The 23,068-nt window shown below is 72.8% G+C and carries 25 protein-coding genes; 18 read left to right on the plus strand and 7 right to left on the minus strand.

The genetic code is table 11. The features are described 5' to 3' along the window. Positions 1-30: 30 nt before the first annotated feature. From H4696_RS17370 to H4696_RS17390, 5 genes are read left to right on the plus strand one after another with little or no spacing between them, the layout of a single operon-like run. Positions 31-891 carry an STAS domain-containing protein gene (locus tag H4696_RS17370; protein WP_086861498.1) on the plus strand — a complete coding sequence of 287 codons (861 nt, stop codon included), beginning with the start codon at positions 31-33 and terminating at the stop codon, positions 889-891. Next, positions 888-1,277, plus strand: coding sequence for an STAS domain-containing protein (locus tag H4696_RS17375; RefSeq protein ID WP_086861499.1), 390 nt, complete (start codon positions 888-890; stop codon positions 1,275-1,277). The genes H4696_RS17370 and H4696_RS17375 overlap by 4 nt, the downstream gene beginning before the upstream one ends. Beyond that, a complete protein-coding gene (locus tag H4696_RS17380; protein WP_086861500.1) occupies positions 1,267-1,689 on the plus strand; it encodes an ATP-binding protein in 423 nt (140 codons plus the stop codon). Before H4696_RS17375 ends, H4696_RS17380 begins: the two co-directional genes overlap by 11 nt. Continuing rightward, positions 1,686-2,678, plus strand: coding sequence for a SpoIIE family protein phosphatase (locus H4696_RS17385; protein WP_086861501.1), 993 nt, complete (start codon positions 1,686-1,688; stop codon positions 2,676-2,678). Before H4696_RS17380 ends, H4696_RS17385 begins: the two co-directional genes overlap by 4 nt. Next, the gene (locus tag H4696_RS17390; protein WP_192782365.1) at positions 2,678-3,877 is read left to right on the plus strand and encodes a PP2C family protein-serine/threonine phosphatase; all 1,200 of its coding nucleotides are present in this window, start codon (positions 2,678-2,680) and stop codon (positions 3,875-3,877) included. The genes H4696_RS17385 and H4696_RS17390 overlap by 1 nt, the downstream gene beginning before the upstream one ends. A 31-nt stretch (positions 3,878-3,908) precedes the next feature. On the opposite strand, the gene H4696_RS17395 is transcribed toward H4696_RS17390, so the two are convergent. Further along, positions 3,909-4,685 carry a GntR family transcriptional regulator gene (locus H4696_RS17395; RefSeq protein ID WP_086861503.1) on the minus strand — a complete coding sequence of 259 codons (777 nt, stop codon included), beginning with the start codon at positions 4,683-4,685 and terminating at the stop codon, positions 3,909-3,911. Between the two features lie 93 nt (positions 4,686-4,778). Between H4696_RS17395 and H4696_RS17400 the strand changes: the two genes are divergently transcribed. The 3 genes from H4696_RS17400 to H4696_RS17410 all read left to right on the plus strand — a co-directional run bounded on the left by H4696_RS17400 (position 4,779) and on the right by H4696_RS17410 (position 7,618). Beyond that, the gene (locus H4696_RS17400) at positions 4,779-5,648 is read left to right on the plus strand and encodes a Cgl0159 family (beta/alpha)8-fold protein (RefSeq protein ID WP_086861513.1); all 870 of its coding nucleotides are present in this window, start codon (positions 4,779-4,781) and stop codon (positions 5,646-5,648) included. A gap of 49 nt (positions 5,649-5,697) precedes the next feature. Beyond that, a complete protein-coding gene (locus H4696_RS17405) occupies positions 5,698-7,182 on the plus strand; it encodes a CoA-acylating methylmalonate-semialdehyde dehydrogenase (RefSeq protein WP_192782366.1) in 1,485 nt (494 codons plus the stop codon). A 76-nt stretch (positions 7,183-7,258) separates the two neighbouring features. Next, on the plus strand, positions 7,259-7,618 hold the full coding sequence (locus H4696_RS17410; RefSeq protein ID WP_192782367.1) for a hypothetical protein: 360 nt from the start codon (positions 7,259-7,261) through the stop codon (positions 7,616-7,618). On the opposite strand, the gene H4696_RS17415 is transcribed toward H4696_RS17410, so the two are convergent. Then, positions 7,615-8,181 carry a TetR/AcrR family transcriptional regulator gene (locus H4696_RS17415; protein WP_086861504.1) on the minus strand — a complete coding sequence of 189 codons (567 nt, stop codon included), beginning with the start codon at positions 8,179-8,181 and terminating at the stop codon, positions 7,615-7,617. The two genes, H4696_RS17410 and H4696_RS17415, sit on opposite strands and share 4 nt — an antisense overlap. Positions 8,182-8,389: 208 nt before the next feature. Between H4696_RS17415 and H4696_RS17420 the strand changes: the two genes are divergently transcribed. The 7 genes from H4696_RS17420 to H4696_RS17450 all read left to right on the plus strand — a co-directional run bounded on the left by H4696_RS17420 (position 8,390) and on the right by H4696_RS17450 (position 17,541). Further along, positions 8,390-8,842: a (2Fe-2S)-binding protein gene (locus H4696_RS17420; protein ID WP_086861505.1), complete on the plus strand. Its 453-nt coding sequence runs from the start codon at positions 8,390-8,392 to the stop codon at positions 8,840-8,842. Next, positions 8,829-9,791 (plus strand): FAD binding domain-containing protein, encoded by a 963-nt coding sequence (locus H4696_RS17425; RefSeq protein ID WP_086861506.1) that lies wholly within the window; start codon positions 8,829-8,831, stop codon positions 9,789-9,791. Before H4696_RS17420 ends, H4696_RS17425 begins: the two co-directional genes overlap by 14 nt. Further along, positions 9,788-11,962 (plus strand): xanthine dehydrogenase family protein molybdopterin-binding subunit, encoded by a 2,175-nt coding sequence (locus tag H4696_RS17430; protein WP_086861507.1) that lies wholly within the window; start codon positions 9,788-9,790, stop codon positions 11,960-11,962. Before H4696_RS17425 ends, H4696_RS17430 begins: the two co-directional genes overlap by 4 nt. Before the next feature lie 145 nt (positions 11,963-12,107). Continuing rightward, positions 12,108-13,538, plus strand: coding sequence for a carboxylesterase/lipase family protein (locus tag H4696_RS17435; protein WP_086861508.1), 1,431 nt, complete (start codon positions 12,108-12,110; stop codon positions 13,536-13,538). Between the two features lie 158 nt (positions 13,539-13,696). Further along, a complete protein-coding gene (locus H4696_RS17440) occupies positions 13,697-14,974 on the plus strand; it encodes a sensor histidine kinase (RefSeq protein ID WP_086861509.1) in 1,278 nt (425 codons plus the stop codon). A gap of 86 nt (positions 14,975-15,060) precedes the next feature. Beyond that, on the plus strand, positions 15,061-16,497 hold the full coding sequence (locus H4696_RS17445) for an APC family permease (protein WP_086861510.1): 1,437 nt from the start codon (positions 15,061-15,063) through the stop codon (positions 16,495-16,497). A gap of 153 nt (positions 16,498-16,650) precedes the next feature. Continuing rightward, the gene (locus tag H4696_RS17450; protein WP_192782368.1) at positions 16,651-17,541 is read left to right on the plus strand and encodes a transposase family protein; all 891 of its coding nucleotides are present in this window, start codon (positions 16,651-16,653) and stop codon (positions 17,539-17,541) included. 150 nt (positions 17,542-17,691) lie between these two features. Here H4696_RS17450 and H4696_RS17455 read toward each other — a convergent pair whose 3' ends face one another. Next, the gene (locus tag H4696_RS17455) at positions 17,692-18,048 is read right to left on the minus strand and encodes a hypothetical protein (protein ID WP_086865340.1); all 357 of its coding nucleotides are present in this window, start codon (positions 18,046-18,048) and stop codon (positions 17,692-17,694) included. A gap of 135 nt (positions 18,049-18,183) precedes the next feature. Here H4696_RS17455 and H4696_RS17460 point away from each other — a divergent pair, with 135 nt between their 5' ends. Further along, the gene (locus H4696_RS17460) at positions 18,184-18,609 is read left to right on the plus strand and encodes a DUF2269 family protein (protein ID WP_086865339.1); all 426 of its coding nucleotides are present in this window, start codon (positions 18,184-18,186) and stop codon (positions 18,607-18,609) included. On the opposite strand, the gene H4696_RS17465 is transcribed toward H4696_RS17460, so the two are convergent. Beyond that, entirely contained in the window at positions 18,606-19,283 is a 678-nt protein-coding gene (locus H4696_RS17465) for a GNAT family N-acetyltransferase (protein WP_169735228.1), read from the minus strand. The two genes, H4696_RS17460 and H4696_RS17465, sit on opposite strands and share 4 nt — an antisense overlap. Positions 19,284-19,358: 75 nt before the next feature. On the opposite strand from H4696_RS17465, the gene H4696_RS17470 reads away from it, so the two are divergent. After that, positions 19,359-19,991 carry a hypothetical protein gene (locus H4696_RS17470; RefSeq protein WP_169735227.1) on the plus strand — a complete coding sequence of 211 codons (633 nt, stop codon included), beginning with the start codon at positions 19,359-19,361 and terminating at the stop codon, positions 19,989-19,991. Here H4696_RS17470 and H4696_RS17475 read toward each other — a convergent pair. The 3 genes from H4696_RS17475 to H4696_RS17490 form a co-directional block, all read right to left on the minus strand. After that, entirely contained in the window at positions 19,910-20,548 is a 639-nt protein-coding gene (locus tag H4696_RS17475) for a hypothetical protein (protein ID WP_086865337.1), read from the minus strand. The genes H4696_RS17470 and H4696_RS17475 overlap by 82 nt on opposite strands. 309 nt (positions 20,549-20,857) lie before the next feature. Beyond that, a complete protein-coding gene (pspAB, locus tag H4696_RS17485) occupies positions 20,858-21,415 on the minus strand; it encodes a PspA-associated protein PspAB (protein ID WP_086865336.1) in 558 nt (185 codons plus the stop codon). Positions 21,416-21,639: 224 nt separating this feature from the next. Continuing rightward, complete coding sequence (locus H4696_RS17490; protein ID WP_192782369.1) at positions 21,640-22,629, minus strand: zinc-binding dehydrogenase; 990 nt, start codon at positions 22,627-22,629, stop codon at positions 21,640-21,642. An 86-nt stretch (positions 22,630-22,715) separates the two neighbouring features. On the opposite strand from H4696_RS17490, the gene H4696_RS17495 reads away from it, so the two are divergent. After that, complete coding sequence (locus H4696_RS17495; protein WP_086864503.1) at positions 22,716-23,036, plus strand: ArsR/SmtB family transcription factor; 321 nt, start codon at positions 22,716-22,718, stop codon at positions 23,034-23,036. The last annotated feature ends 32 nt before the right edge of the window (positions 23,037-23,068 follow it).

Below are 23,068 nucleotides of genomic sequence, written 5' to 3' on the forward strand. Positions count from 1 at the left end.
GCGCGCCCTCGATCATCGGAGGAGGGCTCGGTGCTGGGCACGGACGACAGCCAGGTCCGCACGGTGCTGGCGCGAGTGCTGGCGGAGGACCGGGCCGCACTGGCCCGGGACTGGGCCGGCCAGGAACCCGAGGGCGGCCGCACCGGTCAGGAACTCCGCCGTGAAGCCGAGGACCTGCTGGAAGCGCTGGGCACCGCGATCGGCGGCTCCCTCCCGGTGTCCCGGATCGTCGAGCAGGACCCCGCGGTCCGCGACGCGCTGACGTCGCTTTCGGAGCGCCGGGCCCGCGCGGGTGCCGAGCCGAGGGCCACCGCCATGGCGATCCTCGCGCTCAAGCGCACGATGCTGGGCGCGATCGAGCGGCACACCGAGGATTCCGCGCTGCGCTACCGGGCCGCGCTGCTGGTCGACGAACTGCTCGACAGCGCGGGCGTGCTGACCTTCGAGGTCTACGCGGCGGGCCGGGAACGGATCATCCGCGAGCAGCACAGCCAGGTGCTGGAGCTGTCCACGCCGGTCGTGCGGCTCTGGCGCCACGTCCTCGCGGTGCCCCTGATCGGCACGCTGGACAGCGCCCGCACGCAGGTCGTGATGAACAACCTCCTCGAGTCGATCCAGGCCAACGAGGCGCGGGTGGCGATCATCGACATCACCGGCGTCCCGACCGTCGACACCGCCGTGGCGCAGCACCTGCTGCAGACCGTCAGCGCCGTCCGGCTGATGGGCGCGGAGTGCGTGATCAGCGGTATCCGCCCGTCGATCGCGCAGACCATCACGCAGCTGGGCATCGACCTCTCGCACATCGTCACCCGCGGCTCGCTCGCCGACGCGCTGGCGACGGCGCTGCACCTCATCGGCGAGGGCACCGGCCGGCCGGGCGTGTCCGGGTGAACGCCGGCCTGCCCATCCTGCGGCTCGGCGACATCCTGCTGAGCGGGCTGATGAGCGATCTCGACGACAAGACCGCGCTCGCGTTCACCGACGAGCTGACCACGCGGATCGCGGACGAGGAGATCCGCGGGGTCATCATCGACATCTCCCGGCTGGAGATCGTCGACTCCTTCGTCGCCCGCGTGCTCATGCAGCTGGCCGGCACCGGGCAGCTGCTCGGCGCGCGGATGATCGTGGCGGGCATGCGCCCGGCCGTCGCGCTGACGCTGACCGAGCTCGGCCTGCAGCTGACCGGGGTCCGGACCGCGCTGAACGCGGAACAGGCGATGGAGCTGCTGGGCTGGCGCCGTCCCGAGGCCGCCGAAGAGGCGCCTCATGCTTCCTGACGAGCGGACCGTCCCGCCCACCGAGCACCCCGTCCGGGTGGAGGAAGACCTCCTCGCCGCCCGCCACGCGGTGCGGGCCGCCGCGGTCGCCGCCGGGTTCTCGATCGTCGACCAGACGAAGATCGTCACCGCGGCCAGCGAGCTGGTCCGCAACGCCTACATCCACGGCGGCGGCGGCACGATGACCGTCAGCGTGGTGCGCGACGCCGCCGGGCGGACCGGGCTGCGGCTGCGGGTCCGCGACGAGGGCCCGGGGATCGCCGACGTCGAGCAGGCGATGACCGACGGGTTCAGCACCGGCGCGGGACTCGGCCATGGCCTCGGCGGCACCCGCCGCCTGGTCCACGACTTCGACCTCGACACCGGGCCCGGCCGCGGCACCACCGTCACGGTCGCGCGCTGGCAGCCGTGACCGCCACCGTCGCCGAGCCGACCCTCCGGATCCGCGTCGACCACCCCAGCGCCGGGTACGCCGCCGCCCGCGTCGCCCGCGAAACCGCGCGCGCGGCCGGGCTGCCGGACGTGCTGGCCGAGCGCGCCGCGGTCGTGGCCACCGAGCTCGCGGGCAACATCGACAAGCACACCATCGGCGGCTCCCTGTTCGTGCAGCGCTCGCTCACCGGGCGCGGCGTCGAAGTGCTGGCCGCCGACGACGGTCCCGGCATGGCCGACCTCGACCACTGGCTGCTGGACGGCAACACGACCACCGCCACGCTCGGCGCCGGGCTGGGCGCGGTGCTCCGGATGGCGACCGAGTTCCGGATCACGTCCTCGCCCGCGGCCGGCACGCTCGCCGCCGCCCGCCTGCTCGCGCCCGCGCCGGCCCCGCCCGGCGGCGCGGTCGGGCACTTCCGCCTGGCGCGCGAAGACGAGCAGCACTGCGGTGACGCCGTCGCGCTGGCCGACGTCACCGGCAGCCGGACCGCCGTCGTCGCCGACGGGCTCGGCCACGGGCCCGACGCCGCCGAAGCCGCTGAAGCCGCGGTGCGCGTGTTCACCGAGAACCCGGACCGCCCGCTGTCCCACCAGCTCACGAACATGCACCGGGCGCTGCGCACGACCCGCGGCGCGGCGGTCGCGCTGGTGCGGATCGCGCCGCGGCGGCTCGAGTTCTGCGGTGTCGGCAACGTCAGCGGCGCGAGCGTCGGCAGCGGCGCGTCCCGGCTGCTGCTCAGCACCCCCGGCGTCGTCGGGTTCACGCTGCCATCGGCACCGGTCCGGCACGTCGAGCTGGCCGACGGCGACGTCGTGGTCCTGCACACCGACGGCGTCGGCACCGGGTGGCGCGTCCCCGGCCGGGTCCCGGACCTGCTGCTGCTCGCCGCGGAGCTCGCCCACCGGCACCGGAACCCGCGTGACGACGCGGCCATGCTCGCCCTGCGCGTGGACCGGTCCGGCTGATGCGCCCGGACCTGGCCCGGATCCGGGCGCGGCTGCGCACCGCCTGCGCCGAAGCGGGCGTCGATCCCGGCGACCGCGCGCGGCTCGTGCTCGCCGTGACCCTGCTCGCCGAACCCGCCCTCACCGCGGGCGAAACCGTCGACGTGGCCACCGCGGCCTCGGACCGCAGGCTCGCCGTCACAGCGCGGCTTGACCACGCGGTGAGCCAGCGCAGCCGCAACGCCTTGCCGCTGCTGCCCGACACGGGCGACGACGAGACGCTCACCTGGCACCTCGCCGGCGGCGGCCCCGCGGCGCCCGCCGACCTCGACGACGACCGTGCGACGCGCGAGGAGATGCTCGCGCTGATCGCCCGCGCCGACACGCTCACCCAGGAACAGCGGCAGCTCAAGCACGAGCTGGCGGAGACCAACAGCGGCGTGCTCGCGATGTACGTCGACCTCGAGCAGCGGGACGAACAGCTCCGCCGCGCGCACGCGGTCATCTTCCGCGAGCTGGAGGACGCGCTGCGCCCGCGCCCGCCCGCCGTGGCCGGCCTGGAACTGGGCGTCCACTACTCCCCGACCGACCAGGACTCCCCCACCGGCGGCGACCTCTACGACTGGTTCGTCCTGCCCGGCGGCCAGGTCCACGTGACCCTGGTCGACGCGGTCGGCCACGGCGTCACCTCGACGCGCCACGCCCTCACCGTCACCCACGCGATCCGCACCCTGGCGCTGGAGGGGCACCCGTTCCCGGACCTGATCGCGCGCGCGTCCCGCACCCTGGCCTCGATCGAGCCCGACCTGATGGCCACCGTCGTCCTCGCCCGCATCGACCCGGCGACCGGCCGCACCCACCTGGCGAGCGGCGGCCACCCGGAACCGGTACTGGTCACCGCGTCCGGCCCCGCCCGCCTGCTCCCCGCCCCGGTCGCCGGCCGCGGCGTCGGCTTCCCCGACCCCGGCAGCCGCGGGCTCGTCGAGTTTGACCTCGCACCGGGCGACACGCTCCTGCTCTACACCGACGGGCTGGTCGAGAGCCGCAAGGACATCGACGAAGGCCAGGCCCGGCTGCTGGCCGTGGCGGAGAACCACCGCACCCACCCGGCGGCGACGCTGCCCCGCGAGCTGGTGACGAGGATGCACGACGTCGTCCGGCACGCCGACGACACGGTGGTCCTGGCGCTCCGCCGCCCCACTGTCCTTTCCGGACGTTAGCCGGCCGCCGAGTCCGCGGCTGTGTGCTCCGCTACTGCGGCCCGTTCGTCAGCGAAAGGTTGAACGTGTACCGGGACGCCCGATACACATGCCACCCGTACTCGACCACCCGCCCGGTGTCGTCGTAGGTCGTCCGCTGCATCGTGAGCAGCGCCGCCCCCGGCTCCTCGTGCAGCAGCTCCGCGTCCTCCTCGGTCGCCAGCCGCGCGCCGATGTTCTGCTCGGCGGCGTGCAGGCGGACCCCCGCCGAACGCAGCAGCTGGTACAGGCCGCGTTCGCGCAGTTCGTCGTCGGTCGGGTCGATGACGTCGGCGGGCAAGTAGTTGTTCATCAGCGCGAGCGGTTCGCCGTCCGTGGACCGGATCCGCGTCAGGCGGCGCACATGAGCCAACCCGGGCGCCTCCAGCAGCTCGGCCACCTTCGCGTCGGCGTCCTCGACGCGGTTGGCCAGCACCGCCGACTCGGGCTTGCCGCCGAGGCCGGCGAGGTCGTCGAACAGGCTGCTCAGCCGCAGCGGGCGGGCGACCTTGGTGCGCACGACCTGCGTCCCGACCCCGCGCCGTCGCACGAGCAGCCCCTGGTTGACCAGCGTCTGGATCGCCTGGCGGACGGTCGGGCGCGAGAGGCGCAGGTTCGCGGCGAGGTCGACTTCGTTGCCCAGCCGGGCCCCCGCCGGCAGCCTGCCGTCCTCGATCGCGGCGTGCAGCTGCCGCGAGACCTGGAAGTACAGCGGCTCGGGGCTGCCCGGGTCCAGGACGATCTCCCGCCCGGGGTCCCAGGCCGGGAAGGTCACGTCGGGCTTGCTCATCCCCGGATGCTACCGCCTCGGCGTCCACTGTAGGGATGACGTGTTGTCCATATGTCTTGACAAATGTCCGGCCCGCTGGAATCGTCGATCACCGTGACCGAGATGGTGCGGCGGATCGTCGCCAAACGCGTGCACGACCCGGAAGCGATCGCCGAGGCGGCCGCGAACCGGGTGCGAGCCGAGTCGCCGTTCAACGACAAGGGCCGCACGATGATCATCGCCGCGGACCACCCCGCCCGCGGCGCGAACGCGGTGGGCGGCAACCCGACGGCGATGGCCGACCGCGGCGAGCTCCTCGAGCGGCTGTGCCTCGCGCTGGAGCGCCCCGGCGTCACCGGCGTGCTGGCGACCGCGGACGTCATCGACGACCTGCTGCTGCTCGGCGTGCTGGACGGCAAGACGGTGCTCGGCTCGATGAACCGCACCGGGCTGGCCGGCTCGAGCTTCGAGATCGACGATCGCTTCGCCTGCTACGACGCCGAAGAGATCGAGCGGATGCGCTTCGACGGCGGCAAGACGCTGACCCGGATCTGCCTCGACGACCCGGCCACGCCGGGCGTACTGGAGAACACCGCGCGGGCGGTCAACGACCTGGCCCGCCGCAAGCTGATCGCGATGGTCGAGCCGTTCCTGTCGGTCTGGGCCGACGGGCGTGTCAAGAACGACCTCTCCCCCGACGCCGTGATCAAGTCGATCACCATCGCTTCCGGGCTCGGCCATTCGTCGGCCTACACCTGGCTCAAGCTGCCGGTGGTGGACGAGATGGAGCGTGTGCTGGCGTCCTCGACACTGCCCGCCGTCCTGCTCGGCGGCGAGGTCAAGGACGCGGACGCGGCCTTCGCGGCGTGGCAGCGGGCCCTCGCGCTGCCGACCGTGCAGGGCCTGGTGGTCGGGCGGTCGCTGCTCTACCCGCACGACGGCGACGTCGCCAAGGCCGTCGACACCGCGGTGGGGTTGCTGTGAACCCGCACCGCGACCAAGAGACCCGGCGGCACAATCTGGAGGAACAGGCGTGAACACCATCGAACACTGGATCAACGGCACCGCCACGTCCGCGGGCTCCACCCGCACGGCGCCGGTCTACGACCCCGCGACGGGACGGCAGCAGGCGTCGGTCCTGCTGGCCGAGGCGTCCGATGTGGACACTGCTGTCACGGCCGCGAGCAAGGCCTTCGAAGCGTGGGGCAACTCCTCGCTTTCCCAGCGCACCAAGGTGATGTTCGCCTTCCGCGAGCTGCTGGTGAAGCACGAGGACGAGCTGGCGCGGATCATCTCGGGCGAGCACGGCAAGGTGATCGAGGACGCCCGCGGCGAGATCGTGCGCGGCCGGGAAGTCGTCGAGTACGCGTGCGGCATCGCCGACGCGCTCAAGGGCAGCTTCTCCGACCAGGTCTCCCACGACGTCGACGTGCACGACTTCCGCCAGCCGCTCGGGGTGGTCGCCGGGATCACCCCGTTCAACTTCCCGATCATGGTGCCGCTGTGGATGCACCCGATCGCGATCGCCACCGGCAACACGTTCGTCCTCAAGCCGAGCGAACGCGACCCGTCGGCCTCGAACTTCGTCGCGCGGCTGTACGCCGAAGCCGGCCTGCCGGACGGCGTGTTCAACGTCGTGCACGGCGACAAGACCGCAGTCGACGCGCTCCTCGACCACCCGGACGTCGCAGCGGTGTCGTTCGTCGGCTCGACGCCGATCGCCAAGTACGTGCACGAGCGCGGCACCGCGGCCGGCAAGCGCGTCCAGGCCCTCGGCGGCGCGAAGAACCACGCGGTCGTCCTGCCCGACGCCGACCTGGAGTACGCGGCCGGCCACCTCACCGCGGCGGCGTTCGGCTCGGCCGGCCAGCGCTGCATGGCGATCTCGGTCGGCGTGGCGGTCGGCGCGGCCGGCGACAAGCTCATGGAGATCCTCGAACGCAAGGCGAACGAAGTGAAAGTCGGCCCGGGCAGCGACCCGGCGAGCGACATGGGCCCGGTCGTCACCGAAGCCGCCCGCGAGCGGGTGGTGAACGCCGTCGCGCGAGGCGCCGAGCAGGGCGCGACGGTGGTGGTCGACGGCCGCGGCCTGCAGGTCGAAGGCCACGAGGAGGGCTTCTTCGTCGGACCGTCCTTGCTGGACAAGGTGACCACGGAGATGGACGCCTACCGCGAGGAGATCTTCGGCCCGGTCCTGGCGATCGTCCGCACCGACACGGTCGACGAGGCGATCGCGGTCATCAACGCCAACCCGTACGGCAACGGCACCGCGATCTTCACCGGCAGCGGCGAGGCCGCCCGCAAGTTCCAGCGCGAGGTCAAGGTCGGCATGATCGGCGTCAACGTCCCGATCCCGGTCCCGATGTCGTACTACTCCTTCGGCGGCTGGAAGGACTCCCTCATCGGCGACAGCCCCATCCACGGCCCGGCAGGCGTCCGCTTCTACACCCGGGCCAAGGTGGTCACCACCCGCTGGCCGCGCACGGAGGCGGGATTCAACTTCCCCACCTCCAGCTGATCCCGGCCCACCTAACCGGAACACTCATCTCCGGTTTCCGGTACGGTGGGCGGCGGCACCGACGAAGGAGGCCACCGTGGGATACCGAGGCCCGCTCCCGAAGAACGCCGTGACCCGCTTCAACACCTGCGTGGGCTCACTGCGGACGTCGCCGCGCTGGGGGAACCTGGTCCGCCGCCACCTGACCCAGGTGACCTACACCGGCCGCCGCTCTGGCCGCACCGTCAGCACCCCGGTCGGCTACCGGCGGACGGGCGACGTCGTCACCATCGGCGTCCGCCTCCCGGACGCGAAGTCGTGGTGGCGCAACTTCACCGGCGACGGCGCCCCGCTGTCCCTCGAACTCGACGACACAGAACGCACCGGCCACGCCGTCGCCCGGCGCGACGAGAAGGGCCGGGTCACGGTGACCGTCCGGCTGGACGAACCCGCCTAGCGGGCCATCCCGTGCCAGAGCAGATCGGCGAGGTTCGCCGCCTCGTCCCGCCAGTCGCCGCCCGGGTCGAGCAGCAGCAAGCCGGCCAGGCCGCGCAGCACCACCACCGGGTCGAGGCCGGGCCGCACCGTGCCGGCCGCCATGTTCGCTTCGAGCAGCGTCGCCATCGCGCCGATCATGGACTCGTACGCGCTCGCGGGCAGCTCGCCGCGCGAGGCCGTCGCGCGGCGCAGGGCGTCGGCGAGTCCCTTCTTCGTCATCATGTAGTGCGCCAGGTGGTCGGTGACCCACACCCGGAACGCCTCGTCCGGCCCGTGCTTCTCCAGCAGCACCGGCACGATGTCCACGATGTGCCGCACCTCGCGCTGGTAGACCGCCAGGATCAGCGACTCCGGCGTCGGGAAGTGCCGGTACACCGTGCCGACGCCGACCTCGGCCTGCTTCGCGATCGCGTTGAACGAGACCTCGCCCGTCCGGGCCAGCGACTCCCCCGCCGCGACGAGGATGCGCTCGTGGTTGCGCCGGGTGTCCGCGCGCCGGGGGCTGACCGAACCCGTCGTCATCGTCCCTCCCGTTCCTCGTACCGTCCGCGGGCTTCCGTCCGCCGAATCTAACCCAGACCTGGAGCAACTCCAGCGTGAGCGGTTCATTGCGAAGCGGATTGTAATCCGCTAGCCTCGCGAACGGGTGAAGCGGATGACTATCCGCTCCCTTGATCGCCGCCACCACCACCGTCCGGAACCGATCCTGACGAGCTGCGGAAAGAGACCAGTGGACATCTCACTCGAAGTCAACGGCAGTACCGAACACCTCACCGTCGATCCCGGCGGGACGCTCCTGGACGCGCTGCGCGAGCGCCTCGCCGTGACCGGCCCCAAGAAGGGCTGCGACCGCGGCCAGTGTGGCGCCTGCACGGTGCACGTCGGCGGACGGCCCGTGCTGTCGTGCCTGACCCTCGCCGCCACCGTCAAGGAGCCGGTCACCACCGTCGAAGGACTGTCCACAGAGGACGCACTGCACCCGGTGCAGCAGGCGTTCGTGGACCAGGACGCGCTGCAGTGCGGGTTCTGCACCGCCGGGCAGATCATGTCGGCGGTCGCCGCCGTCGAGCAGGGCGTCGAAGACGTGCGCGAGTTCATGTCCGGCAACCTCTGCCGGTGCGCCGCCTACCCGAACATCGTCAAGGCCGTCGAGCAGGCGAGGAGCGCCGATGCGTCCCTTTGAGCTGACCGCTCCCACCACCGTCGAAGCGGCGCTCGCGACCCCCGGCACCTTCCTCGCCGGCGGCACGACGCTCGTCGACCTCATGAAGCTCGACGTCCTCACGCCCGAGCACGTCCTCGACATCAACCAGGTCCCGCTGCGCGGCATCGACACGAGCGACGGCCTGCGCTTCGGCGCGCTGGAGCGGATGAGCGCCATCGCCGCGCACCCGCAGGTGTACCCGGCGATCTCGCGGGCCCTGCTGCTCAGCGCGTCCCAGCAGCTGCGGAACATGGCCAGCATCGGCGGGAACCTGTTGCAGCGCACGCGCTGCACGTACTTCCGCGACGTCGCCTCGCCGTGCAACAAGCGCGTGCCCGGCAGCGGCTGCCCCGCGCAAACGAGCGCGAACCGGATGCACGCGATCCTCGGCACCAGCGACTCGTGCGCCGCGACGCACGCCAGTGACGTCGCGGTCGCCCTGGTCGCGCTCGACGCCCGCGTGAAGCTGGCCGACGCCGAAGGCACGCGCGAGGTCGCCCTGCGCGACTTCTACCAGCTGCCCGGTGAGACCCCGGCGCTGGAGAACGACCTGCGCCCGGGCGAACTGATCACCGAGGTGATCGTGCCCCGGCTGGACTGGGCGGCGAACTCCACCTACGTCAAGGTGCGCGACCGGCAGTCCTACGAGTTCGCGCTGTGCTCCGCCGCCGTCGCGCTGGACGTCCGGGACGGCGTCGTCGCCGACGCGCGCGTCGCGGCCGGGGGCGTGGGGACCGTGCCGTGGCGGCTGCCCGAGGTCGAGGCCGCCCTGCGGGGCCGCCCGGCGACCCAGGCCGCCTTCGAAGAAGCCGCCGCCGTGGCGGCCGACGGTGCCCGACCGTTGTCCGACAACGGGTACAAGGTGCCGCTGCTCAAGCGGACCATCGTCCGCGCGCTGCTCGAACTGACCGAGGAGGGCTCCCGATGATCACCCGGCTGGACGCGCCGCTGAAGGTCACCGGCCAGGCCAAGTACGGCGCCGACCACCACTTCCCCGGCATGGCCTACGGCTACGTCGTGCTCAGCACGATCGCCCACGGCGAGATCGAAGCCATGGACTTCTCCGCCGCGCGGGAGGCGCCCGGCGTGCTCGGCGTGTACTCGCCGTTCGACCCGCTGGAGATGCGCACGGCCACGTCGCCGCTGTTCGGCGAGACGTGGGTTCCGCTGCAGGACAAGGAAGTCACCTACTACGGCCAGCCGATCGGCTTCGTCGTCGCGGAGACGTTCGAGCAGGCCCGTGACGCGGCGTCGCTCGTGAACGTCGCCTACCGCGCGCTGCCGGCCAAGACGTCGCTGATGGACGGCCTCGCCACGGCCGAAGACGCGCCGCCGGCCCGGGACGGCGCGCCGCCGTCGCTGGAGGTCCTCGCCGACGGCGTCGAATCCATCGAAGACGCCTTCGCCGCGAGCCCGGTCGTCGTCGAGGCCACCTACGTCACCGCGACGCAGAACCACGCGGCGATGGAGCCGCACTCCGCGGTCGCGGTGTGGGACGACGGCGAACTGACCGTCTACAGCGGAAACCAGGCGTCGGACCTGCAGGCGGTGGAACTGGCCAGCGCCCTGGGACTCGAGCTGACCGCCGTCCACTGCGTGAACCCCTTCGTCGGCGGCGCGTTCGGCGGCAAGGGCCGGACGTCCGCGCCGGCGTTCCTCGCCGCCGCGACGGCCCGGGCCCTCAACCGCCCGGTGAAGGCCGCACTCACCCGCGAGCAGGTGTTCACCGCGACCGCGGGCCGGGCCGCGACGGTCCAGACGATGAAGCTCGGCGCGGAACGGGACGGCACGCTCGTCGCGCTCAGCCACGACTCGTGGTGCAGCACCGACACCGCCCGCTCGTTCGTCGAGCCGACGTCGCACGGCACCTCGCGCGAGTGGTACGCCACGCAGAACCTGGCCATCAGCCAGAAGATCGTGCCGCTGAACATCCCGCCGACGACGTTCATGCGCGCCCCCGGCGAGGCACCCGGCTCGTTCGCGCTGGAAAGCGCGATCGACGAACTCGCCGTCGCGCTGAACATGGATCCGATCGAGCTGCGCATCCGCAACAACTCGACCGCCCCGCCCGGCAAGGACCTGCAGTGGTCGAGCAAGCACCTCGACGAGTGCTTCCGCATCGGCGCGCAGCGCTTCGGCTGGGCGCACCGCCCGCCCGGCACGCGCACCGACGGCGACTGGCTCGTCGGCATGGGCGTGGCCACCGCGATGTTCCCGGCACTGCGGTTCCCGGCCACGGCCGGGATCACGCTGCGGGCGGACGACACCGCCGACGTCGCCATGAGCGGCGCCGACCCCGGCACCGGCCTGCTCACCGTGCTCGCGCTGGTGGGCGCGGAATCGCTCGACATCCCGGCCGACCGGATCACGCCGCGGCTCGGCGACTCGGCGTTCCCGTCGGGCGGGCTGTCCGGTGGCTCGACGGCGACGGCGAGCGCGGGCACGGCGATCATGATCGCGGCGGTCAAGGCCATCGACGAGCTGGTGGCGCTCGCCGCCGACCCCGGTGCGCCGTTCGAAGGCCACGAGGTCACCTACGCCGACGGCAAGGTGTTCGCGGACGGCCGAAGCATGACCTTCGGCGAGCTGCTGCGCGCCGTGGGCCGCGAGACGCTCGAAGTGACCGGCTCGTCGGCGCCGGGCGAGGAGCTCACGAAGCACTCGTTCAGCTCGTGGGGCGCCCAGTTCTGCGAGGTCCGGGTGCACAAGCTGACCCGCGAAGCCCGCGTCTCGCGGATGCTCGGCGTGTTCGACTCGGGCCGGATCATCAACGACAAGGCGGCTCGCAGCCAGATCATGGGCGGCATGATCTGGGGCGTCTCCGCAGCGCTGCACGAGGGCCTGGAGATCGAGGCCAGCGGCCGGCTCGCCAACGGCGACTTCGCGAGCTACCTGCTCCCGGTGAACGCCGACATCCCGGAGGTCGACGTCCACTTCGTCGAGTACCCGGACACGCTGCACAACGCGGTCGGCGCGCGGGGCCTCGGCGAAATCGGCACGGTCGGCATGGCGGCGGCGGTCGCCAACGCCGTGTACAACGCGACCGGCACGCGGGTCCGGCACATCCCGATCACCATCGAGGACCTCCTCGAAGACTGACCGGGGAGCGGGGCGCCCGCGGGCGCCCCGCTCCGCCGTTACCCATCCGCGACAACGGCGGGGACGATCGCCCATGACGGCGACCGGTCCGCGGTCCTAGGCTGTCGGCACTCCTCCTCCGGTGTGCCACGAAGGGATCCCCCGCATGACCGACCCGGTCGTCCCCACCACTTCCGGCGCGGTCCGCGGTCAGGTCACCGCCGACGGCGTCGCGCTCTTCCGCAGTGTCCCGTACGCCGCCGCGCCCGAAGGCGACCTGCGCTTCGCCGAGCCCGTCCCCGCGCCGCCGTGGGAAGACGTCCGTGACGCGAGAAGACCGGGGCCGACCGCGCCGCAGCGCCGCCACGACATCCCCGGCCTGGACCTGACCCCGCTCGCCGGCACCGGCTGGCGGCCGGGCCCGGAGTACCTGACGGTGGACGTGTGGACGCCGCAGCCGGGCGCCGCCGCGCTGCCGGTGCTGGTGTTCGTCCACGGCGGCTCGTTCCTCGGCGGCACCGGCTCGGCCGCGGCCTACGACGGCACGGCGTTCGCCCGCGCCGGCGCGGTGCTGGTGACCGTGCAGTACCGGCTCGGCATCGACGGCTTCCTGCCGCTGGAGGGCGGCAGCACCAACCTCGGGTTGCGCGACCAGCTCGCCGCGCTGCGCTGGGTCCAGGAGAACATCGCCGGGTTCGGCGGCGACCCCGCCAACGTCACCCTCTTCGGCGCGGCCTCCGGCGCCGTCAGCGTCGCCTGCCTGCTCGGCTCGCCGCTCTCGCCGGGCCTGTTCCGGCGCGCGATCGTCCAAAGCGGACACCCGGACATGGTGCGCGACGGCGTCCAGGCCCGGCGGCTGGCCCGGGTGGTCGCCGACGAGCTGAAGGTCGAACCCTCCGCGGAGGCTTTCCGGAAGGTGTCGACCGAGCAGCTGCTCGACGCCCAGGACGCGGTCCTGCGCCCCGGCGGCGCACCCGACCTGCGCGACGCGCTGGGCTACGACCGCGGCTACGGCCTGAGCCCCTTCCTCCCGGTGATCGGCGACGACGTCCTCCCGCACCACCCGGCCAAGGCGATCCGCGCGGGCGCGGGCCGCGACGTCGACCTGATCGCCGGCAGCTGCAGCGAGGAGATGCGCCTCTACCTGGTGCCCACCGGCGCGCTGGAAGCGGTCACCGACGACCAGGCGATCGCATCGCTGGCGGTGTCCCACCCGGACCCGGCCGGCATCCTGCACGCCTACGGCCTCGGCTCCGGCGCCGCGGCCGGCCAGGTCCTCGTCGACGCCCTCACCGACCTGGTCTTCCGCGACGGCGTCCGCGACCTGGCCGACAACCACACCGGCCGCACGTTCCGCTACGAGTTCGAGTGGGGTTCCCCCCTGCTCGACGGCCGCCTGGGCGCGTGCCACGGCCTCGAGCTGCCGTTCGTGTTCGACGCGCTGGCCGCGGTGCCCGGCCCCCGCGGCCTGCTCGGCGAGAACCCGCCACAGGAACTGGCGACCGAGCTGAACGGCGCCTGGCACAGTTTCGCCACGACCGGCTCGCCGGGGTGGCCGGAGTACGCGGGCGAGGACACGGTGTTCCACGCGTACTGAGGCCCACCCGGCCGCCCGGTGATCCGCCGCCTCAAGGTCACGAACCCGTCGCGCACCTTGCTCCACCGGGCTGGACTCCGGGCCCGGACGGTTGACGGCTCCCCCGCCGCGCTGCCAGGCTCAGGCCGCCCGGACGGCCGGATGAATGGGGACCACCGATGCCCGAGGCGGGCTCTGCCGCACCGCCGCGCGCCTTCGTCCGCACGCTGGTGCGCAGCGGCACACCCGCGGAACCGGCCGGCCCCGTCGCCGACGACGGCGACCTCACCGCGGTCGGGGACGCGACGCTCGCGCGTGCCTCGCGCTACTGGGTCCTCGTGCCGCTGGCCTACCGGATCGCGGCGTTCGTCAAGGTGTTCATCGGGTTCGCCGCCGCCAACGGCGGGCTCGGGCTCGGGCCGGTGCTGGGCGCGACCGTGTTCGCGGTGCTGGCCAACACCGCCGCGGCGGTCTGGGTGCTGCGCTCCGGCGGGCTGCGGGCCCGCATCACCACCCGCGCCCTCGGCCTGGACCTGGCCGTCGGCGTCCTGCTGAACTTCGTCGTGGCCATGACCGCGCCGGCCGCGGTGCAGCCGTTCGCGGTGGACGTGTCGTGGACCTGGCTGGTCAGCGCGGTCGCCATGTGGGCGGGCACGTCCGGGCTGCCGGCCGCGCTGTGGCTGTTCGCGGCGGCCGTGCCGCTCAGGGCGGCGCTGACCCTGGCCGGCGGCCTCCCGCTCGGTCACCAGCTGGCCATGACGCGGTCGATCGGCTGCCTGGTCGCGCTGGCGGTCGCGATCGTGCTCGCCGTCACGATCCTCATCCTGCTCGGCGTCGGCACCCGGTTCGCGGTGGACATCGGGCTGCGGCGCGGGCGCGAGGCCGAACGCCGCCGCACCCGGCGGATCATGCACGACAGCGTGCTGCAGACGCTCGAAGCGCTGGCCATTTCGGCACCCGGCGACGAAGCGCAGGCCGTCAGCCGGCTGGCCGAACTCCGCTCGGTGGCCAAGGCGGAGGCGGCCGACCTGCGCCGCCGGATCACCGAGCCGGTGCCGACCGGCCCGACGCGCAGCTTCGCGGTCGAACTCGCCGACGTCGCCACCGAGCTGGCCCGCGACGGCCTGCGCACGCAGCTGGTCGCCGCGGACTTCGCCGACGACCACAAGGTTTCCTCCGACCGCCGCACCGCGCTGGTCGAAGCGGTCCGCGAAGCGTTGCGCAACACCGTGAAGCACTCCGGGACCAAGCAGGTCGTGCTCCGCGTGGAGGAACGCGACGGCGGGATCGCGGTGGTCGCCCGCGACCAAGGCCAGGGCTTCGACGTCCGAGACCGGCCGCCGGGCTTCGGCATCAGCCAGTCCATCGTGGCCCGGCTAGCCGAAGTCGGCGGCCACGGCACCGTGGACTCGCAGCCCGGCCGCGGCACCCGCGTGACGATGTGGGTGCCGGGCTAGGCAACGGTTCTGCGCTGCGGCACAAGACTCCCGCCACGACCGGGGCGCACCATGCCCGGACAAGTCCCCGCGGGAGGAGCAACCCCATGGCCGGATCGGGCTCCCTGCGCCGCGACGCGCTGGGCACACCGGGCGTCGTCTTCCTCGTCCTCGCCGCCGTCGCGCCGCTCACCGGCATCGTCGTCATCGCCTCGCTGGGCATCGCGCTCGGCAACGGCGGTGGCATGCCCGGCGCGTTCCTGCTCGCCGCGCTGATCCTGGTGCTCTTCGGCGTCGGCTACGCGCAGATGAGCAAGGTGGTCACCGGCGCGGGCGGCTTCTACGTCTACGTCACGAAGGGCCTCGGGCGCCCGATGGGCCTGATCGCCGCGCTCATCGCCCTGCTGGGCTACAACTGCTTCGTCGCCGGCGCGGTCGGGACGAGCGGTTTCTTCACCGCGAACGTCGTCGAGCTGGTCTTCGGCCTCCACACACCGTGGCAGCTGTGGAGCCTCGCCTCCGCCGTCGCGGTGTTCGCGCTCGGCCGCCGCGGGGTCGACGTCAGCGCGAAGGTGCTCGGCGTTTCGCTCGTCCTCGAGGTGTCGATCCTGCTCGTCCTGGACGTCGCGGTGGCCGTCCGGTCCGGACTGGACGTCGACGCGTTCGCGCCCGGCGTGGTGTTCTCGGGCTCGGTCGGGATCGCGTTCTTGTTCGCCTTCAACGCTTTCGTCGGCTTCGAGGCCACCGGGCTGTTCAGCGAAGAGGCGCGCGACCCGCACCGGACGATCTCCCGCGCGACCTACACCGCGATCGTCCTGATCGGCGGGTTCGCCGCGGTCACGACGTGGGCGATCGTCAGCGCGACGAGCGTCGCGCAGGCCGGGCAAACCGCCCAGGACCACCTCGCGACCGGGGACCTCGTCTTCTCGATCAGCCGGACGTACCTGGGCTCGTTCCTCACCGACGTGATGATACTGCTGCTGGTCGTCAGCCTGTTCGCGGCGCTGCTCGCGCTGCACAACTCCGCGACGCGGTACCTGTTCGCGCTCGGCCGGGCCCGCGTGCTGCCCGCCGTCCTCGGCCGGACGAACGCGGCGAACGGGGCGCCGTACGTCGCGAGCGGGACGCAGATCGGGCTGGCGACCCTGATCGCGGCGGGGTACGCGCTGGCCGGGCTGGACCCCCTCGCCGACCTGACCGCCAGCATGACCGGCATCGGCACCCTCGGCGTGCTCGCGCTGCAGGCGCTGGCCGGGATCGCCGTCGTCGCGTTCTTCCGCAAGCGGCGCGACCCCCGGCTGTGGCGCACCGCGATCGCCCCCGGCCTCGGCGGGCTCGGCCTGCTCGCCGTGACGGCACTGGCGATCGTCAACTTCCCCACGCTCGCCGGCTCCGAAGCGCCCGCGATCGCGTTGCTGCCGTGGCTGCTCGCGGTGGCGGTGGCCGCCGGGCTCGGCCTCGCGGCCTGGCTGCGGCGGCGCCGGCCGGACGTCTACGCGGGCCTGGACGAGCTCGGTCTCGACGCCGAACCCGCCCTGCGCTGACCCGGACCCCGAGCGCCCCAATGGGGTTGTTTCATCCTGGTTGTGGCTGGTCAGGGTGTCGGTTTTGTGGTGGTTTCCTGTCGTGACAGGAAGTGGTGCTGGGACCAGCGTGGCGAACCTGGAGATGGGTGAAGCCCTCGGCAGGATCGAGATGTGAGTCAACCATCCGCCGAGGGCTTCGGTCCTCTTTCCTACCAGGTCGCCCTTCCGCTGTCCCGGCAGACCCTGCAACTGGTCGCGGGGTTGATCTGTGCCCACCGACGGCGGTTGCGGTCGCGCTGGCGCAAAGCCGGCCCCGCCCAGCAGGCTCTGGTCGTACTCGCCGTGCTGCGCGACGACCCGCGTCTGGCCCACCTCGGAGCCGGCATGGGCGTCTCCGCGGCCACGGTCCGGCGGTGGGTGCTGGAAGTCATCACCCTGCTCGCCGCCCGCGCCACCCGCCTGAACCGGGTCCTGCGCCGCCAAGCAGCCCGGGGTGCGCAGGTGGTTCTGGTGGACGGCACCCTGATCCGGACCCGCCGCCGCACCGGAAAAGCCAACCGAGCCAATTACAGCGGCAAGCACAAACACCACGGCCTGGTCGTGCTCGCCCTGACCGACGAGACCGGCCGGCTGCTGTGGATCTCGGCGGCGCTGCCAGGCCGCACCGCCGACATCACCGCCGCCCGCCGGCTACGCCTGCGGGAACGGCTGCACGCCCACGGCCTGACCCCGGCCGGAGACAAAGGCTTCCACGGCTGGCACAAAGACGTCCGCACCACCCGTGACTGCCCAGACTGTGAGGGACCGTGTGAGCAGATCGTGCTCACCCCCTACAAAGCCGAAGCCCGCCGACCGCTGACCAAGGCACAGAAGCAGGCCAACGCCGCATTCGCGGCGATGCGATGCGCGGTAGAAGGCGGCTTCGCCGCCCTCAAACACTGGCACATCCTCGACAAACTCCGCCTCGACACCCGCCACGCCACCACCCTGCTGCGCGCTCTGCTCGTGCTCACCCAGCACGAGCAGAGCGTCCGCGACACCGCCCGGACAGCAGAAGCCTGAGCATTACCAGACCTGATCAGCCCATCCTGACCAGCGCAAATCACGATGAAACAACCCCAATGTGGCCTTCGGTGCGTGAGACGCACCGAAGGCGGCCTTGGGTGCGTCTCACGCAACCAAGGCCGCCTTGGGGCGCTTCGAGCCGGCGCGTCAGGCCGCGCGGCAGATGTCGCGTTCGGCGGCCAAGCTCGCCCGGCAGGCGGCGGTCAGCCGGGTGGTGGCGGCGCTGACGCCGTCGCCGCAGCGCGGGCAGGACATCGCCACGGCCAGGGACAGCTCGTCCACCGCGACCGACAGCGCGGTCCGGCAGCCGCGGCACCAGCGGTGCCGGGTGACCGGGCTGACGTGCGCCGGCGAGGCGACGCACTGGTGGATCCACCGGCCGTGCACGTGGCAGGTCAGGCGGTCGTCGGGCGCCAGCAGGCCCATGTCCTCGGCGTCGTCTTCGGTGGCGAGCAGGACCGGCAGGCTGCGGACCCGGGTGGTGGGGCAGGTCGTGGTGGTCATCGTGGTCCCCTTTCGCTACTTGTTCGTCGAAGGGGGACCGCCGGATTCGACATCCCGGCGAGGTTGGCCGGAACCCGGTGGTTCTTGGCATTCCAGCCACTCCCGGGCCGCCCCGTGACCCAGTAGGTTCGCCGCGTGTCGAAATTCCTGCTCTCGGTCCACGTCCTGGCGGCGGTGCTGGCCGTCGGACCGGTCGCCGTCGCGGCCAGCATGTTCCCCGCCGCCGTCCGGAAGGGCGAGGTCAAGGTGACGGCGATGCTGCACCGGATCTGCCGCGTCTACGCCTACGCCGCCATCGCCGTCCCGGTGTTCGGGTTCGGCGTCGCGGGCACCATGCACGTCATGGGCGACCCGTGGCTGCTCACGTCGATCGGACTGACCGCCCTCGCGGCAGCCGTCCTCGCGCTTCTGGTGCTGCCACGCCAGAAGCGGCTCCTGACCGGCGAGTCCACTTCGGACAAGCTGAGCCGCCTCGCGATGGTCACGGGCGTGTTCAACCTGCTGTGGGCGGCGGTGACGGTCCTGATGATCGTGCGGCCGGGCTCCTCGACGGGCGCTTAGCCGGGCACGCGGACCGCGACGAAGTCCGGCCGCCGCCGCAGGGCGAACCCGAGCGACAGGTACAACCGGATCGCGGAGGTGTTGCTCGCGGCGGCGTGCATCATCGGCGTCTCGCCGCGTTCGCGGATCCCCGCCGCCACGGCGAGCACGAGCCGCGTCGCCAGGCCCTCCCCGCGGTGGGCCGGATCCGTGCAGACCGCGCTGATCTCGGTGAAGCCCGGCGGGTGCAGCCGCTCGCCGGCCATCGCGACCAGCGCGCCGCCCCGCCGGATCCCCAGGTACGTGCCGAGTTCGACGGTCCGCTTCCGGAACGGCCCGGGCTTCGTCCGCTCGACGAGGTCGAGCATCTCGGGCACGTCGGCGAGCCCCAGCCGCACGGCCTCCGGCTCCGGCGCGGCCGCGACGCCGTCGTCCACGAGCTGGACACCCGGGGTCACGCCGAGCACCTCCCAGCCGGACGGCGGCCGCGCGGCGGTGGCGGCGAGCACGACGGTCGTCCCCGGCCCGGCGAGCTCGGCGACGTCCCGCCAGTCCTGCTCGCCGGGATCGTCCGGCAACGCCAGGAAGGGGGCGACGTCTTCGGGGTAGCGCAGCACGCGGCCGCGCTGTTCGGCGAAGCGGGCGTGCGGCCCGGTCAGGGACGCCAGCGCCGGGTTGTCGAGCGGAGAAGCCATGCCACCAGGATCCCTGCCCCGGCGGCCGCGGCGGCACCGGTCCCACATCTTGAGCGCCGCCGGTAGGGTGCGCTCGTGGGTTCCCAGGTCCCGGTGTGGATACCGATCGTCGTCGCGCTGCTCGGCCTGGCCGGGGTGATCACCACCCAGGTGCTCTCGGGACGGCGTGAGTCCAAGCGGATGGCCGAGGAAGCCGCTCGTGAAGAGCGCCGGTGGCAGCGCGAGCGCGAGGCCCGCACCCACGAAACCCGCGCCGGCGCCTACGCCGAACTCCTCGGTGTCCTCGAGGCGTTCGACATGGTCCTGTTCCGGGCGCTCCGGTCCCGCGAGCTGCGCAAACCCGTCGACGAGCACCAGGTCACCGAGCTGCGCGAGGTGCGGAGCGAAGCCCAGCACGCGCTCGGCGCGGTCGCGCTGCACGCACCCGAGCCCATCCGGGAACTCGTCAGCGACGCCATGCTGCCGCGGCTGCGGCTCGCCTCACGGCTGATGGACTCCGAGAACACCGGCGACGACCGCACCTTTTGGACGGCGGGCCAGCGCGGCTATCGCCTCTTGCGCGCGAAGATGCGTCTCGACCTGGGGTTCGACGCGGAATCGATGGACGTGATCGAGGCGATCGGCGCTCAGCCGACGGGCGTCAGCGGCTCGTCGGAGAGCACTTCGGCCCCGGCCGACACGACCAGCCTGCCGCCGCCCACCTTGTAGCGGTAGTCCCCGTTGACCGCGACGAAGCCGTCGCCCGAGGCCTCGGCGGGCAGCGTGATGTGGGTGTCACCCGACGCCGCCTGCCCGCGGGCCTGGCCGTCGTAGAAGATCCGGCCGTCGGGGGTCCGGCAGATCGTGATCTGCGACTTCGCGGTCTGCCCGACGAGCAGCGCCGTCCCCTGGCCACCAGGCAGGTACTGCGCGGCGTCGCCGGGGCACGGCTTCCCGTCCGGCGGGGAAGCCGTGGTGGCAGGCGTGGACGGCGTGACCGGCGGCGTGAGGGCCTCGGCGGTCGTGACCACGGTCTTGGTCGTGGGCAGCGCGGGTGTCGTGTACGCCGGGAACGGCCCGGACGCGGCGGGCTTGGGATCCGAACGCCCGGTGAACAGCAGGACCCCGCCCACCGCGACGCCGGCGACCACCATCAGGGTCAGCAGCACCCACAGCGCCCGCGCGCGGGCGCGCCCCGGAGCGAGGGCCGTGCAGGTGCCACAACGGCCGGCGGCGGGGTCGTTGACCGCACCGCACTGCGCGCACATCCACGGGGTACCCGCCATCGGGCCTCCTTCGGCCCGGCGCCTCGCAGGCGCCGTCACCTCATCGTCACCGACGAGGGCGCCCGCTGCAACGGTCCGCTACGCCCCCTGGACGACGTTGACCATCCAGGGAATGCCGAACTTGTCGACGAGCGCGCCGAATTCGTCGCCCCACATCTGCTTTTCGAACGGAACCGTCACGGTGGCGCGGTCGTGCCGACCCCTTCGGGTGAACCGAATTCCCCGAAGGTGTTCACCGTCGGCGTGCCGCCGAAGACGCTCTCGCAGAACGCCGCCACAGCGCCAATCGGCGGATTTTCAGCGTCACCCTCAGAGCACGAACCGGCGCTGCACGTCGGGTTCGAGCGGCAGCGCGCCGTGCAGCGCGGCACGGGCGCGCAGCTCCAGCGCGCGGTCCAGCGGCCGGGTGCCCGGGGCCGGCGCGGTGTGGAACGTGCCGCGGTCGAACAGGTACACCAGGGCGAGCTTCCGGTCGAGGCGGCCGGTCTGCTCGCCGAACTCGACGGTCGCGAACCGCAGGCAGCCACCGTAGCCCGCCCGCGACAGGCGGTCCGCGACGTCGACCAGGTCGCCGGTCAGCACGCGCAGGTCGCGGTTGCGGCGCCAGCACCGCACCGTCGACCGGCCGTTCAGGTCCTGGGTCACCAGCGGGTGCACCGGCAGCCGGGCCGACGTCGCGGCCAGCAGCTCCGCTTCGGTGCGGGCCAGCGCGTCCCCGTCCACCTTGAAGCCGACCGTGCCACCGCCGGTGGGCGCGAGGCCGAGCGCGGCGCGCATCCGCGGGGCGGCCGCGGCGAGGGTGTAGAGGGACTGCAGGTGCGGGCGGGACGTCCAGCACCGGACGAGCTTGCTGTCCAGCAGGGTCACGACGATGTGTCCTATCTCCGATCGAAAAGACCGCCGGGCCGGGCGCACTGGCAATGTCCACAGTGGACGTCAGGCGCGGGGACACCGGGGTCGGAGAGGACAGCATGCGCCCGCGCCGCGTGGTTCCGGTCCGGAACCACGCGGTCACGCGGTGAACGGCAGCACTTCGCCGCCGAACGGTCACGCCGAGTCAGGTTCAGCCGATCAGCGGTACCCCTTTCACCTCACGGCACCGAAATGACGACCTTCCCGAGGTTCTGCCTGCTCCGGAACCGCTCGAAGGCCCCGTCCGCGTCGTCGAACGGGTGAACGCTGTCGATAACCGGTTCCAGCGGCCGGACGGCGAGCCACCGGAGGAGGTCCTCGGTGTCCTCGCGGCTGCCGACCCAGATCTTCCGGATGGTCGCGCCGCTGCGGAACAGGTCCATGAAGCCGACCGGTGGCCCGTCGGCGCCGACGAACCCGACGAGCGCGATCTCGGCGTGGTGCGTCCCGGCCGCGACGAGCGACTGCGCGAACGTGCCCGGCCCGCCGACCTCGACGATCCGGTCCGCGCCCCGGCCACCGGTGGCGTCGAGGACGGCCCTGCCCCACTCCGGCGTCGCCCGGTAGTCGATCACCGTGTCCGCGCCGAGTTCGGTCAGCCTGGCCGCCTTTTCCGCGCTCGACGTCGTCGCGACGACCCGCGCGCCGTGCTGCCGGGCGAGCTGCAGGGCGAACAGCGAAACGCCGCCGGTGCCGAGGGTCAGCACCACGTCGCCCGGGCGCACGCCGGCGAGCGACGTCCACGCGGTGACCGCGGCGCACGGCAGCGTCGCGCCTTGTTCGTAGGTGAGCGAATCCGGCAGCGCGACGAGCGCGTGCTCCGGCACGGCGCGGTACTCCGCGAGCCAGCCGTCTTGGCCGTTCCCGTAGCCGACCAGCGTGTCCGGCAGCCGTCCCGCGATCCAGTGCGAGTGGAAGTTCCCGAGCACCCGGTCGCCGGCGGCGAAGCGCGTGACCCCCTCCCCGACGGCGACGACCTCGCCCGCGGCGTCGGACACCGGGATCAGGTCGCCCGGCCCGTTGGTGAAGTGGTCGCCGTCGAGGATGAGCAGGTCGCGGTAGTTCAGCGACGTCGCGCGGACGCGGACGAGCACTTCCCCGCGCTGCGGCTCGGGCTCCGGTTCGTCGTGGCGGATCAGCTTTCCGGCCTCGGGACGATAGACGCGCACCGGGGAACCTCCCTCATGTTAACCAATTGGCTAACATCGACCATGGCACAGCGCCGCGCGTCCCGGCAACCGGGGATACTCGGGACATGGCCAGCCGCACTGCGACCCCGTTGGACCACCCGGCCCTCGACGACGTCCCGTTCAGTGCGGCCCTCGAAGCACTGCGCGACCCGCACCGGCTGGCCATGGTCGCCACCCTCGCCCGCGAGCCCGGCCAGTCGTGCGGCGCGATCATGCCGCCGGTCAGCAAGCCCGCGGCGTCCCGGCACTTCAAGATCCTCCGCGCGGCCGGTCTGCTCAAGCAGTGGGACAGCGGCACGCAGCGGCTGAACGCGCTGCGCCGCGAGGAGTTCGACGCCCGCTTCCCCGGCCTGCTCGACCTGGCCCTCGCCGAAGCCGCCCGCTGATCCGGGAGCTTCCACGCCAACCGGACATTTAG

This window comes from Amycolatopsis lexingtonensis (assembly GCF_014873755.1).
Lineage (GTDB): Bacteria > Actinomycetota > Actinomycetes > Mycobacteriales > Pseudonocardiaceae > Amycolatopsis > Amycolatopsis lexingtonensis.